Origin of the sequence: Haloarcula amylolytica (assembly GCF_049705545.1) — an archaeon.
In the GTDB taxonomy this organism is placed as follows: domain Archaea; phylum Halobacteriota; class Halobacteria; order Halobacteriales; family Haloarculaceae; genus Haloarcula; species Haloarcula amylolytica_B.
Map to the genome: position 1 here is coordinate 2481827 of NZ_JBNAMU010000001.1, position 12643 is coordinate 2494469.

At 63.2% G+C, this 12643-nt stretch carries 13 protein-coding genes; 4 read left to right on the forward strand and 9 right to left on the reverse strand.

Features of this window, described 5'->3' with window-relative positions; all coding sequences use genetic code 11:
* Positions 1-14 precede the first annotated feature (14 nt).
* Both ACOZ4H_RS12985 and ACOZ4H_RS12990 read right to left on the reverse strand, forming a co-directional pair.
* Positions 15-2585 (reverse strand): heavy metal translocating P-type ATPase, encoded by a 2571-nt coding sequence (locus ACOZ4H_RS12985; protein WP_424329673.1) that lies wholly within the window; start codon positions 2583-2585, stop codon positions 15-17.
* Positions 2586-2725: 140 nt separating this feature from the next.
* Entirely contained in the window at positions 2726-2989 is a 264-nt protein-coding gene (locus tag ACOZ4H_RS12990) for a hypothetical protein (protein WP_424329674.1), read from the reverse strand.
* Between the two features lie 142 nt (positions 2990-3131).
* Between ACOZ4H_RS12990 and ACOZ4H_RS12995 the strand changes: the two genes are divergently transcribed.
* Positions 3132-4217 carry a S1C family serine protease gene (locus ACOZ4H_RS12995; RefSeq protein WP_424329675.1) on the forward strand — a complete coding sequence of 362 codons (1086 nt, stop codon included), beginning with the start codon at positions 3132-3134 and terminating at the stop codon, positions 4215-4217.
* Between the two features lie 37 nt (positions 4218-4254).
* Here ACOZ4H_RS12995 and ACOZ4H_RS13000 read toward each other — a convergent pair whose 3' ends face one another.
* The 4 genes from ACOZ4H_RS13000 to ACOZ4H_RS13015 all read right to left on the reverse strand — a co-directional run bounded on the left by ACOZ4H_RS13000 (position 4255) and on the right by ACOZ4H_RS13015 (position 7425).
* Positions 4255-4683, reverse strand: coding sequence for a hypothetical protein (locus ACOZ4H_RS13000; protein ID WP_424329676.1), 429 nt, complete (start codon positions 4681-4683; stop codon positions 4255-4257).
* A gap of 103 nt (positions 4684-4786) precedes the next feature.
* Positions 4787-5731 (reverse strand): hypothetical protein, encoded by a 945-nt coding sequence (locus ACOZ4H_RS13005; RefSeq protein ID WP_424329677.1) that lies wholly within the window; start codon positions 5729-5731, stop codon positions 4787-4789.
* On the reverse strand, positions 5728-6906 hold the full coding sequence (priS, locus tag ACOZ4H_RS13010) for a DNA primase small subunit PriS (protein ID WP_424329678.1): 1179 nt from the start codon (positions 6904-6906) through the stop codon (positions 5728-5730). The genes ACOZ4H_RS13005 and priS overlap by 4 nt, the downstream gene beginning before the upstream one ends.
* Before the next feature lie 39 nt (positions 6907-6945).
* Positions 6946-7425 (reverse strand): GNAT family N-acetyltransferase, encoded by a 480-nt coding sequence (locus tag ACOZ4H_RS13015; RefSeq protein ID WP_424329679.1) that lies wholly within the window; start codon positions 7423-7425, stop codon positions 6946-6948.
* Positions 7426-7556: 131 nt separating this feature from the next.
* Between ACOZ4H_RS13015 and ACOZ4H_RS13020 the strand changes: the two genes are divergently transcribed.
* Positions 7557-8651, forward strand: a complete 1095-nt coding sequence (locus tag ACOZ4H_RS13020) for a DoxX family protein (RefSeq protein WP_424329680.1) — start codon at positions 7557-7559, stop codon at positions 8649-8651.
* 25 nt (positions 8652-8676) lie between these two features.
* On the opposite strand, the gene ACOZ4H_RS13025 is transcribed toward ACOZ4H_RS13020, so the two are convergent.
* Positions 8677-9108 (reverse strand): type IV pilin, encoded by a 432-nt coding sequence (locus ACOZ4H_RS13025; RefSeq protein ID WP_424329681.1) that lies wholly within the window; start codon positions 9106-9108, stop codon positions 8677-8679.
* Positions 9109-9198: 90 nt separating this feature from the next.
* Here ACOZ4H_RS13025 and ACOZ4H_RS13030 point away from each other — a divergent pair, with 90 nt between their 5' ends.
* Positions 9199-10050 carry a translation initiation factor eIF-2B gene (locus tag ACOZ4H_RS13030; protein ID WP_424329682.1) on the forward strand — a complete coding sequence of 284 codons (852 nt, stop codon included), beginning with the start codon at positions 9199-9201 and terminating at the stop codon, positions 10048-10050.
* 271 nt (positions 10051-10321) lie between these two features.
* On the forward strand, positions 10322-11374 hold the full coding sequence (locus ACOZ4H_RS13035) for an ABC transporter C-terminal domain-containing protein (RefSeq protein ID WP_424329683.1): 1053 nt from the start codon (positions 10322-10324) through the stop codon (positions 11372-11374).
* Positions 11375-11541: 167 nt separating this feature from the next.
* On the opposite strand, the gene ACOZ4H_RS13040 is transcribed toward ACOZ4H_RS13035, so the two are convergent.
* Together ACOZ4H_RS13040 and ACOZ4H_RS13045 are read right to left on the reverse strand one after the other, a co-directional pair.
* Entirely contained in the window at positions 11542-11736 is a 195-nt protein-coding gene (locus tag ACOZ4H_RS13040; RefSeq protein ID WP_424329684.1) for a hypothetical protein, read from the reverse strand.
* A gap of 125 nt (positions 11737-11861) precedes the next feature.
* Complete coding sequence (locus ACOZ4H_RS13045) at positions 11862-12596, reverse strand: proteasome assembly chaperone family protein (protein ID WP_424329685.1); 735 nt, start codon at positions 12594-12596, stop codon at positions 11862-11864.
* Positions 12597-12643 lie beyond the last annotated feature (47 nt).

The following is a 12643-nucleotide window of genomic DNA, read 5'->3' on the forward strand; positions in this document are numbered from 1 at the left end:
ACGGCCCTTCCCGTCTACACTTCGTCGCCGCTCTCCGGCCGGATCCGCGAGAGCCGCATCGCGTTGCCGGTCACGGCCGTCGTCATACCCGCGTCGCCTGCGAGCACGGCGACCCAGATAGGGACGTAGCCGAACGGCACGGCGAGGGCGAGGCCGGCCTTGACCGCCAGGCTGGCCCAGATGTTCTGCCGGATGACGCCGTTGGCGTCGTTGGCCAGTTCGTACAGGTACGGGAGCTTGGAGAGGTCGTCGCTCATGAGGGCGATGTCTGCCGTTTCGAGGGCTGTGTCCGTTCCGGCGGCCCCCATTGCGACGCCCACGGTCGCGCTCGCCAGCGCCGGCGCGTCGTTGATACCGTCGCCGACCATGGCCACCCCGTCGTATTCGGCCACGAGGTCCTCGATAGCGGCGACCTTCTCGTCGGGCAGGAGCTCGGCCCGGTAGTCGTCGACGCCGACTTCCCGGGCGATAGCCCCCGCGGTGCGTTCGTTGTCGCCGGTGAGCATCACAGTCCGCTCGACACCCAGGTCGCGGAGCCGGGAGACAGCGGCTTTCGCTTCCGGGCGCACCTCGTCGGCGACGGCGATGATACCCTCTATCTCGTCGTCCGTGCCCACGATGACAACCGTCTTGCCTTCGGCCTGGAGTTCCGGTACCGTGTCCGCCAGCAGGTCCAGGCAGTTGTTGCGCTCACAGAGTTGCTGGGCCGTTTTCGTGACGACGCCGCCATCGGTGGTCGCGTGGACGTGCGAGAGGTCGAAATCGAGGTCGTCGAACAGCCCCGGCTTGCCGGCGTAGTGGGGCGTCCCGTCGAGGTCCGCCCGGACGCCCTTGCCGGTGATGCTCTCGAAGTCGTCGATTTCGGTGCTTCCGACACCGGCAGTGCCCGCCTCGGCGACGATGGCTTCGCCGATGGGGTGTTCGCTCCGCTGTTCGAGCCCACGGGCGCACTGCAGGACTTCATCCTCGGTGTTCCCGTTCAGCGGGATCACGTCGGTGACGGTCAGTTCGCCTTTCGTCAGCGTGCCCGTCTTGTCGAAGGCGACCACGTCGACCGCGCCCATCGCTTCGAGGTGGTTGCCGCCCTTGATGAGTACGCCGTTCTTCGCGGCGCTGGTAATGCCCGAAACTACCGAAACGGGCGTCGAGATGACGAACGCGCAGGGACAGGCCAGCACCAGCAGCGTCAGGCCGTACACGACGGCGGTCGACCACGCCACCCCGAACACGGCGGGGCTGGTCAGCGTCACGAGGACGGCGAAGGCGACGACGACCGGCGTGTAGTACGCCGAGAAGCGCTCGACGAACTGCTCGCGCTCGGTCTTGTTCGACTGGGCGTCCTCGACCATCTGGACGATGCGCGAGAGAGTGTTGTCGCTGGCCGCCGCCGTGACCTGTACTTCCAGATACCCCTCCTCGTTGATAGTCCCGGCGTACACCTCGTCGCCCTCGGTCTTGTCGACCGGGACGCTCTCGCCGGTGATCGGAGCCTGATTGACCGCGCTGGTTCCGTCGATGACCTCGCCGTCCATCGGAATCTTCTCGCCTGGCCTGATGACCACAGTGTCGCCGACCCGCACCTCGTCGACGGGGACCGTCACCTCCTCGCCGTCCCGCAGGACCGTCGCCTCGTCGGGCGAGAGGTCCATCAGTTCCGCAAGCGAGTTTCGGGCGCGATCCATCGAGTACCGTTCCAGCAGTTCCGCGACGCTGAACAGGAACGCAAGCGTCGCGGCCTCGAAGTACAGCGCCCTGCCGAACGCCAGACTCGCAGTGAGCGCGCCGAGGATGGCGATGGACATCAGCAGGTCGATGTCCAGGTTTCGGTTTTTCAGGGAGTAGTAGCCGTTGCGCAGTATCTCCTGGCCGCCCGTCGCCACGGCGACGAGGAACAGGGCGTCGGCGACGTGCAGTGGCGACCCGAAGACGCTCCCGACCTGCGTGTTCGCGCCGGCCAGCAGGAACTCGAAGAGGAGGCCGACGGCGACGAACACGCCGCTGACCCAGGTCTTCAGTGCCCGCGGACTGGTCCAGAGCGAGCCGCTCTCGTCGGTACCCCCGGTCGCCGTCTCGCCCTCGGCAGTCGTCTCCGTGACCTCGTAGCCGGCGCTCTCGATAGCCGCTACGAGGTCCCCCTCCGTCGTCGCGTCCCGGTCGTACGTGACGACGGCCGTCCCCGTAGTCGGGCGCGCCTCGATAGCTCTGATACCGTCGACCGCCCCGAGCGCGCTCTCGACCTTGCCGGCACAGGAGGCACAGTCCATCTCAGGGACGCTGAACCGTAGCGTCTCGCCGCCGTCGTCCACGACGGTGTAGCCCGCCGCTTCGACGCGCGCCGCTATCGCGTCCACGTCCGTCTCGGCCTCGTCGTATTCGACGGTGAGTCGACCCGTCGCTACCTGCGGGTCGATGGCCTCGATGCCCGCCAGTTCGCGGACACTGGCCTCTACCTTTCCCGCACAGGAGGGACAGTCCATTTCGGGGACGGATAACTGTGCGACATGGACCCCATCATGCGAGTCCGATACTGCCGGGGGACCGTCGGCATTCGCGGCGTCACATGTACCACCGTCGGACTCCGTCATTACCGGCGCTAGGCTGCCCTGTCTTATTAATTCAACTGCTAATATCCGGCCCTGAGCTGGGATTAGTTAATAAAATAAGGCCAATAAGTTATTAAATCAGTCGGCATCGACCGTGCTGTTGGCCGGGACGGTCGCCATCCTCAGTCAAACGGCGTAGTCCGGGTCGGCTTGCCCTGCGCATAGCGAATCCAACGACGCATATGCCGGCCGACCGCCCAGAACAGTACCACAGTCATCGCCAGTAGCGCCGCCAGAAAGACGATTCCCAGCCGTAACGGCTCCTCGGTCGGGAGGCCGATGAGCAGCACGATTGTCCCGACGAGTGCCATCTCGACACCACATCGCAGACCGGGCAACACGAACCCCGGTGTCGGCGTTTTCGTTCCCGATGAGTCCTCTGCCATGACCCCCCGTATGCTATCGGGACCATTGTAGTTTGTGCCCGTTCTCGGGGGAACTGAAAGGCGCTGTACACGACTATTGAGCAACCGGTCACGGCGAGGGACTCGACCGTGCCTTTTTCGCAACCCAGGCCTACGCCCCAGTATGAAACAGTCTCTCACGCGCCGGGCGATGTTAGGTGCCCTCGGGACAGCCGTCGCGGCCACGGCTGGCTGTCAGAGCCCCGGGACCAGCAGTGATTCGAACGGTAACACCGCAGATCAGTCGGCGTCGGCCGACGCGGTCGCGCAGTCCGAAAGCGTCTACACCGACGTGTATCGGGAGGTAGCCGATGCCGTCGTCTCGATCAGAGTGTACTCCGACGACACCCGTGGTGGGCAGGGGAGCGGCTTCCTCATCGACGACGAACACATCGTCACGAACGAACACGTCGTCGCGGGCGGGGACGAGTATTACGTCCGCTTCGCGGACACTGGCTGGCGCTCGGCTACTGTCGTCGGCGCAGACGTGTACAGCGACCTGGCGGTCCTCCAGATTGGCGCGACGCCGGACGTGACACCCCTGTCGTTTGTCGAGACCGAGACGACGGTCGGGACCGAAGTCGTCGCCATCGGGAACCCCTTCGGGCTGTCCGGGTCGGTGTCCGCTGGCATCGTCAGCGGCGTCGACCGCAATCTCCAGAGCGCGAACAACTTCTCCATCGCCGACGCAGTGCAGACCGACGCGCCGGTCAACCCGGGTAACAGCGGCGGCCCGCTGGTCACGCTGGACGGCGACGTGGTCGGCGTCATCAACTCCGGGGGCGGCGACAACGTCGCCTTCGCCATCTCGGCCCCGCTCACCCAGCGCGTCGTGCCGTCACTCATCCAGACTGGCGACTACGACCACCCGTACATGGGTGTTGGACTCCAGAGCGTCTCGCCGCGTCTCGCCGAGGCGAACGACCTGGAGCCCGCGTCGGGGGTGTACATCGACCGTATCGTCGACGGCGGCCCATCAGAGGGCGTGCTCCAGGGAAGTGACGGGGACACGACGATTTCTGGGACGGAGATTCCCACCGGCGGTGACGTGGTCAGACGGATGAACGACACGCCGACGCCGACGCGGCAGGCGCTTGGCAGCTTCCTCGCACTGGAGACCAGCCCGGGCGAGACGGTCGACGTGCTGGTCGAGCGTGACGGGGCACAGGAGACAGTCGAACTCGCGCTCGGAAGCAGGCCGGAGCCATAACGAGCGCCGTCGGCCGAATCTGCTGCCCCGATCCTGATTACTGCGTCTGGAACCCGCCCTGTTCGCCACGGTTGCCACCGGCCAGAGCGTAGCCGACAGCGGCAGCGAGCGGTAGCGTTACCGGGAGCCCTGCGATAAGCAGGCTGATACCGAGACTCCCATCGGCAAACGCGTAGAGCGCAACGCCCGCAGCGGTGACGACGACGAAATCCGCGATGGTCGCCAGCGCGGCCAGTCGAAGGCGGACCGCACGCTCGGAGACCGCGCCCGCCGCTTGGTCGCGGTACCACAGCAGAACGTATCCGGCGAACAGTCCGGTTAGCCCGGCTGACACGCCCACGGGAAGGCCGATAAGCAGTGAGAACTCTATCTGCGGTTCGAAGCCGGCGGTCACCGAGACGGTCGTGACGGCAAACGCGAGGACGCCGAGGAGCAGCGCGACGACGATGCGAACGTGCGTGTTCATACGTATCAACTGAACGACCCTATATAAATAGTCCATCGCTGCCGCAGAACAGAGCGCCGAACGGGACTCCGCACAGCGGCCCGTTCGGGCCCCCCATGTCGGCTTATTCTAATGGCTCGGCGGCGTCCTGTTCGACCAGCGGGTCGGCGTTGTCGGCCGGCAGCGTCACCACGTCGTCCGTCGAGAGGTCGTACTCGCGCTGGTCGACGCCGAATATCTCGCCCACGTCGTCCGTAATGCGCACCGTTCGTCGGTCCACGTCGGCGGCCCCGGACGTATCAGAACCGCCTGGTGACTGCCGGCCGCCGTCGGCCTGTGTCGGGTCCGTTCCCGGTTCGGGGTCGGACTCAGCGCCGGGTTCGGCCGGTGGGACCGGAACGTCGTCCTCGGCCGGCACGTCCGCCGGGTTGGACTGTCCGGCGGCAGTGGGATTGCTGTCCGTGTCCACCTCGGGCGGCGGCGTCGGTGCCTCGGATTCCGCCGCTGGCGGTGAGTGGTCCCCGCCGCTGCCCATCATGTCAGCCGCGTCGACGCCCGAGTCCGGCGTCGATGGCGACTCGGGCTCACCGGCTGCCGCGTCGTTCGCCGTCTGGCGTGGTTCCGGGTCGGGGGCCCGTCGCTCGTCCGATTTCGGCTCGTCGCCGACCGCGCCGGTCGGGGCTTCCCCCGCAATCACGTCGAGGACATGGCCCCGATTGGACTCGATAGCCTCGACCATCGTCTCGAACAGGTCCCGCTCCTCCCGGGTGAGGCCGTCGTCCTCGGTCGGCATGTCCGCCGCGGCCAGCGACGCCATCTTGACGATCTTGCCGACGCGGCGCTCGTAGATGGCTTCGACGGTCTGTTCGGCGGTCTTGATATCGTCGGTCAGGCGGTTGACTTCGGGCGAGTCGAACGGGTCTTCGGCGCGTTCGGCCGCGCGGTCGCGCTCCGTCCGGAGCTGTTGGATGAACTGTCCGGCGTCCTCGTAGAACGTCTCGCGCAGCTGCTGGAGCTGATCTGTCTGGCGTTCACGCGATTGGACGGACTGGAGCTCGTCTACGTTCATTCCTTCCCCTTCTCGGCACGCCCGCGGGCCATGAGAAACACGCCCACGTGCTCTGGTACAGTCTGATTACCCGCCTCCAGTGTAAAGCTATCGCCATCCAGTTCGACGAGGCCGCCGTCGGTCACCTCGACGGTGATGTCGTGGCCCCGGAACGTCTCCGGCACAGGGTCGACCAGCGGGTCGAACGCGTCGATATCCCCGCGGTCGATGCGCTGGACCTCCAGCCCGCTGCCGCCGTGCAGCGAGCCGGGCAGGCGGATGAGCCGGTTCGTGTCCGTCGTCACCGGCTCGTCAATCGGCGCGTTGTCCGCCGCGACGACCTCGTGCAGGAGGATCTTCGCCAGTTGGTAGAACGCGGGGTGTACGTCGATGTTGCCGGCCTCCAGTTGTTCGTAGTTCGACCGGGCCGCGTTCAGCGCCGCCGTCGCCTTCCCCTCGCCGATGCCGTCGTACTCCTGCAACCGGTCGAGGGCGTCCGCTTCCTCCATCGCGAGCAGTTCGTCGACGACGGCGAGCATGTGGCGGTGCGCGCGGGCGCTCCAGCCGCCTTCCGTCGAGAGCGTCCGTTTCTGTGCCGGACTGGACCGGCCGGCCGTGCCAGCGACGGCCTCCTCGTCGACGAGTTCGTCGAACTCCAGGCCGATGCCGCGGACGTAGTCGACGATCTCCCGGCGCGCGTCCCGCTCGAGGTGGCGGATGCGCTCGTCGCGGACGTGGACGTGGTAGCCCCGTCCCCCGGAGAAGACGACCGTCAGGTCCTCGAAGCCGAAATCGCCCTCCAGAAAGTCGAGCAGTCGAAGCAGTGCGTCCTTGCACTTGGCGAGCATCTCGGCGTAGCTGTCCTCGCCTAACACCACGGAGGGCAGGTGATCGGCGTCGAGGTCGAACACGAGGTCGGAGGAGCGCCAGCCCTTGTCCGACATCGTGGAGGCGCTCGGTTCGTCGTAGCGGCCCGCGGAGAAGTAGACGTGACGGGGCTTCCGGCGGCCGAGGAAGTCCTCGATCTCGCCGAGGTCCAGCAGCGAGCGATGGCGGACCATCGTCTCGCCTGGGCCTTCGGTCCACGGGATGAATCCCCATTCCCGTTCGTTTGCGGCCGGCGGCGGCGTTACGGACGCCTGTCGGTAGTGGTCGCCGAACCGGCCACGGAGGTACGCGCGGGTCCGCTCTTCCATCGGCTACCTCGTTGGGGAGGTCCCTTGAAAAGCGTTCGCTTAGCTACGCAGGAACTTCGACAGTTTGTCCGTAATCGAGTCCTCGCCGAGTTTGAGGTAGTAGGCGTCGCCGCCGTCCTCGTAGTAGTTGTCGATGCGCCGCCGTATCTCGAAGCCGATGTGTTTGTAGAAGCCGATTGCCTCCCGATTCGTCGCCCGGGCGTGACAGGTCACGCTGCCGTAGTCCTCGGCGACGCGGGCGACGAGTCGCTTGCCGAAGCCGTGGCCCCTGTACTCGTCGTCGACTGCGAGAAAGAGAATGTAGCCGTCGCGTCGAACCGCGGCGAAGCCGATGAGGCGGTCCGTCGACCGGTCGATGTAGAGATAGGTGGTCGACCGGCGGTAGGCGTCACGAAAGAACCCCCGCCGCTGTCGAAGGACCCCGTCGGACTCGCGGATGTCCTCCTTGAGCCGCCACGCCGCGTCGACGTGTTCGTCGTCCCCGCGTTCGACGATCTGTGTCTCGATATTGACGCTCACTGCCGTATAAGTAGTGGAGGCGTGGATATAATTCCACCGCCTACAGAGATGGGCCGCTGGCGGGGCTACCGAACCGTCCAGAGACGTAGAACGGACCAAGGATTAGGTAGCTAGCCCACGAATTCTCAAGTATGGACACGCGTACACAGAGTATTGCTAGCACTATCGCGCTCGCTCTCGTGGTCCTTCCGCGGCCCGCGGCGGCACACGTCGACTACGTGACGGAGGGACCGGGAGACGCGCTCGACGCGCTCAGTTTCGCGCTGTCCGTCCTCTCTGACCCGATGAACGCGGCTATCTTCGCTGTCTCGGGCCTCGCAGTGACTGGTGGCCTCGCGGCGTACCTCTGGGTCCGGCCGACGATTGCGGATATCGTCATCCTCCGGGACGTACTCGTCGGCTACGCGGACCTCGTTCCGTGGATGCTCCGACTCAGCGTTGGGCTCCCACTTGTCGGGGCGGGCTTCCAGGGGTATCTGTTCGCCCCGACGGTGACGTTTGACCCGACCACGAGCCCGTTCGTTCGGGTGCTGTTCATCGGGCTGGGGTTCACACTCCTGTTCGGGCTCGCGACCCGTATCGTCACGACGATTGGGCTGGTGACCTACGGGTGGGCGCTGTCCGTCGACCCAGGCGTCGTTCTCGCTATGGAGTACGTCCCCGCGTTCCTGGCACTGTTGATTCTGGGCGGTGGTCGCCCGAGCGCCGACCACATGCTCCAGCAGGTCGCCAGCACTGACGGGACGTACTACGGCCGTGTCGACCCGGTGCATCATCTCAAGCGGTTTCTGGACTCGGCAACAGACCCGTACCGCGAGTACGTCCCCGTCATCGTCCGCGTCGGCATGGGTGTGACGTTCATCTATCTGGGGCTGATCCAGAAACTCGCCGAACCCGGCCAGGCGCTGCTAGTCGTGGAAAAGTACGACCTCACCGCCGTCGTACCCGTCGACCCCGGCATGTGGGTGCTCGGTGCCGGCCTGACCGAGATGCTGGTCGGCCTAGTGTTGATCGCCGGCTTCATGACCCGCGGGGCGGCGGCCGTCTCCTTTGTCCTGTTCACCACGACGCTGTTCGGCCTGCCGGACGACCCGGTGCTCGCGCACATCACGCTGTTCGGAATGGCCTCGGCGGTGTTCACGATGGGTGCCGGGCCGCTCTCGTTCGATGACTGGTTCGGTCGGCCGGCACAGAGCGACAGGGAGACCGTCGCTTCGGCTGACTGAGTCCGTCCACAGAACTACCCGCCGGTTAGTTCGCGCCGTTCCACTGGTCCAGCTGGGTCCGGTTCCCGCTCGCGTTGTGGTATATCGTGATCGTGTCCCGTGCGCTCACCCGTCGCGCGTAGGCGTTGCCGCTGCTCAACTGTGCAATATCTCCAGGGCCAATGGTCGCGTCGGGCTCCCGGCTAGCCACCTGGGCCCAGGTAACCGTCTTGCTCGGCCCTTCGAATTCGACGTTCCCGGCCTCGAACTCGTCGCCGCGTTCGTGTGTCACGATGAGCAGTTCGTTGTCCTCGACGTAGTCGTAGCTGAAATTCGCCTGCGGGCCGCCGCCGTCGTCGTCCTCGATGACGAGGACGTTCAGCCCGACAATCGCCGTCACGAGTAGCGTCAGCCCGACGAGTACGGCGACGCCGATGCCCTCTGTCATCCCGACCGTGTCAGTGCTGAGCCGTCCCATAGGCGTCTATCACCCCTAATGTGAGACGGCGTTAAATGCTGTTCGACGGCGAGGGGAAGACACATATCGGTTCAACTCACAGCCACCCGTATGATAGACGAGACTGTCGAGGAGATCTCGGAGATGCAGACCCACAGTTCCTCCGTGGTCGCAGTCAAAGCCGCCCAGGCGCTCCGGGATCTGACTGACAGGGAGTACCCGACGGTCGAGGACTACCTCCGCTCACTCGACCGTAACAGCAGCGCCCTCCGGCGAGCAAACCCCTCGCACGCCTCCCTCCATACGACCCAGCACCGGATCGTGAACACCGTCTCGGATGCGGAGCCCGACGACGTGGCGACCGCCAAGGAACTGACTGACGAGGCTATCGACGACGTTATCGACTCGGTAGAGTCATCGAAAGACCGCGCCGCTGCGCGCGCCGTGTCGGAGATCGCTGACGACGACGTGCTGTTGACGCATGACTTCTCCTCGACGGTACTTGCAGCCATCGACGACGCCATAGAAGCCGGCCATAGCTTCGAGGTGTACGTTACGGAGTCCCGACCACGCTTCCTCGGTCGAAAGATGACGCGCCACCTCTCCGAACGGGACGAGATCGACGTGACACTCATCGTCGACAGCGCCGCCGGCCACTTCATGTCACAGGTCGACCGCGTGCTCGTCGGGATGGACTGTATCGTCGACGACACGCTGTACAACCGCATCGGCACGTATCCGATTGCGACGGCGGCAGCGGACAACGACGTGCCGGTGACGGTCGTCGGGGCCGCCGCGAAGTACGTCGACGGGGCCTTCGCCTTCGAAAACGAGAACCGGTCGCCGTCGGAGGTGCTTCGGGAACCCGCAGAAGGCTTCCAGGTCGCAAACCCGGCCTACGACGCCACACCGACGCACCTGCTTGATACGGTCGTCACTGACGACGGGGTCCACGAGTACTGAGGCGGACCGCAGTACTCCCTTTCCGGCATCACCGCTCAGTAGGACGGTTACGGGCAAACGATGGTGGCATAGACGTATTGGCACACCCAATTCGAAACGGTCAATACAGAGAATCTATACAGCAGACTGCTGCACTTCTTTCAGCCACTCTCGGCTGGATTAGTTAGTTGGTACGCGTGGGGAGGTAAGCGTCACAAGTTCTGGCAGGCTAAAATAAGGACCTCAACGATATAACACAAGTGAAATAATTCAAGCAGGCAATCATCAGATTATGGAATACAATGCCACAATGGTGTGGTTCAGTCGTGTCGTCGAGTATGGGCGCCGGCACGTTGAAAATCCGGTAGTGGCATCACTGCTGACCATGGGATGGATCCCCGTCATCTCATCACTGGTAGCCATTGATTTGGCGGAGGCATCCCGAGCCTTCCTTGCGGTACAATTTTTGGCTGTGCTGCCGGTGACATTTGGGCCGTTTATTGTGTGGTATTACGATAGGCGCGTCTTTCCCTCGTTTTTTCAAGCAGTCGATGAAGTAGTGGCACCCAATCAAGAACCCCTTATTCAGGAGATCGCAGACAAGTACGACAGAATCATTTCTCGGTACTGGTGGGTAACAACTCTCCCGTTCGCCGTGGTCATTGTATCGGTATTCTTTGTCGGAAACGATTATTTTGTAGCTGAAGGAATTACGGCGGTGCATGAGCAAGTTGCGTACTTGATATTTTTTATTTATTTTGCATTATTCACCGGATTTGGGGGGCATGCCGGTATCGTCATGATGGCTACAATTCACGAGTTCAGTGACCGGGTTGAACTGGTGATTGAACCACTACACCCAGACAATCTGGGAGGACTAAGCACGACTGGCGAATTTGCTATCAAAACGACGGTTCTCCTCTCAACCGGCTCGTTGGGGATTCCACTGGGACTGCAGATTGCAACTTATACCGGAGCTGAATTATTAGTGTACCTCGGAATTGGACTATACACTGTCGTTCTCGCTGGCTCGTTTATTTACCCAACCTATCGGATAAATAAAAAGGCACAGGAGGTCCGCGAGCGGGAGCTTGGCACGTATCAAGATCGCATCCGGAAACTGGAAGACCGCCTGTCCAGTCTTGATGATAACGAGTCAAACTCCGACCCATCTCGTCAACAGCAGCTCCAGCTCGAAATCCAACGGACGCGCCAAGAGTTTCGGGACTTTAGAGATGTTCAACTGTATCCACTATCGATAAATATAATCATCCGCCTTACCACGTCTGTTCTTCTTCCGATATTCTTCGCTATTTTTGAGATATTCATCTCCGACTTTTTCTGAGTTAGGAGTCGAAACCGCACTAGTCGGGTAACAGCAAAATCTCTGATAGATCACCCGCCAGCCGATAGTGTATTTGTTGAAAATAGTCTCTGGGAACTGACACTCTCGGTAAACAGCTACGACGGTCCGTATGACAGAGAAAAAAATGGCTGCGCCGGTGGCGGTTACTACCGCTGTTGAACGACGGTGTCACACTCCGGACACCGGAGCTGCAAACCGTTCTCGGTTGCTTCGGCTGTCCAGTCGCCCGTCACTGCGCTCTCGTGACCGCAGTCGGGGCAGAACAGCGATGTCTTGGACCGCGTCTGTGGTGGGGGGTCTGAATCGACCGCGCTGGCCGTGTAGATTTCGGTGGAGGTCATCAAGGAAAAGAACGCGCTGTACGCTGAAAAACCTGTCGGCAGAATGTTTGATTGTTCACCCACAATGTGGAATTAGTAAAGTTTTATTTCCCTAAAATGTGGACGGACGTTCCGAATTTTGGCAATTACATATACATCCGGTCATCTAAGGATGGGTCGGAATCGGCGGCGTCGATCCGTTCTGCGAGGGCCTGATAGTGGGCTTCGATATTCGCAGCGAAGGCCTCCAGTGGGCCGGTATCGATCCGGATCGCGTGGGTCTCTTTCAGTGCGGTGAGCAGTCTGATCGCGGCCGCGGCGTCAGGCGCTTGCGGATGCGTCGGCGTCGTGAACACGCCGGTCGGACACTCGTCGTCGATCCCTCGCGCGACGAGCTCCGCACTCAGCCCGTCGAGGAACCCGTTTCCCATCGCTCTGATATCGGTGTCGTCGAGATACGCGTCCTGATACGCTGGCGTTGCGATGTAGAACGGGGCGTGGTCGTCCGGGCCGTGCGCAATGGGGACGCCGGTGAGCATCGTAATGTTCGAAACGTCCAGTTTTTCCCCGGCGGTTGCGATTGCCTCGGCGAGCGACCCGGCCTGGGCCGGCGGCACGAACCGCTCGCCGACTAAGACGGCAAACGACGCTGCTTCGTCGACATACAGCCGCGTGTGATGTCTCGGGGTTCCGTTCTCGAAGGGGGTAATGAACGGCGGCCCTGGCGTCCGCAGATGGCCGACCTGGCGCATCGAATCCCGGTCGGCTAGATAATCGACCGCAGTGAGGCCGGCAAGGCCGTACTCCGAGACACCGACCGCCAGCGTATCGACCGGTGGCCGGTCGTCTGAGAGGACTACCGAAATATCGTCGGAAGACATACCATTGCAGACGGGATGGGAGGGCTAAGTAGTTCGGGAGGGGAATC

Coding starts and splice junctions, on each gene's coding strand:
- ACOZ4H_RS13035 (WP_424329683.1), top strand. CDS start 10,322: ATGGAATACAATGCCACAATGGTGTGGTTCAGTCGTGTCGTCGAGTAT.
- ACOZ4H_RS12995 (WP_424329675.1), top strand. CDS start 3,132: ATGAAACAGTCTCTCACGCGCCGGGCGATGTTAGGTGCCCTCGGGACA.
- ACOZ4H_RS13000 (WP_424329676.1), bottom strand. CDS start 4,683: ATGAACACGCACGTTCGCATCGTCGTCGCGCTGCTCCTCGGCGTCCTC.
- ACOZ4H_RS13025 (WP_424329681.1), bottom strand. CDS start 9,108: ATGGGACGGCTCAGCACTGACACGGTCGGGATGACAGAGGGCATCGGC.
- ACOZ4H_RS12985 (WP_424329673.1), bottom strand. CDS start 2,585: ATGACGGAGTCCGACGGTGGTACATGTGACGCCGCGAATGCCGACGGT.
- ACOZ4H_RS13005 (WP_424329677.1), bottom strand. CDS start 5,731: ATGAACGTAGACGAGCTCCAGTCCGTCCAATCGCGTGAACGCCAGACA.
- ACOZ4H_RS13045 (WP_424329685.1), bottom strand. CDS start 12,596: ATGTCTTCCGACGATATTTCGGTAGTCCTCTCAGACGACCGGCCACCG.
- priS (WP_424329678.1), bottom strand. CDS start 6,906: ATGGAAGAGCGGACCCGCGCGTACCTCCGTGGCCGGTTCGGCGACCAC.
- ACOZ4H_RS13030 (WP_424329682.1), top strand. CDS start 9,199: ATGATAGACGAGACTGTCGAGGAGATCTCGGAGATGCAGACCCACAGT.
- ACOZ4H_RS13020 (WP_424329680.1), top strand. CDS start 7,557: ATGGACACGCGTACACAGAGTATTGCTAGCACTATCGCGCTCGCTCTC.
- ACOZ4H_RS12990 (WP_424329674.1), bottom strand. CDS start 2,989: ATGGCAGAGGACTCATCGGGAACGAAAACGCCGACACCGGGGTTCGTG.
- ACOZ4H_RS13040 (WP_424329684.1), bottom strand. CDS start 11,736: ATGACCTCCACCGAAATCTACACGGCCAGCGCGGTCGATTCAGACCCC.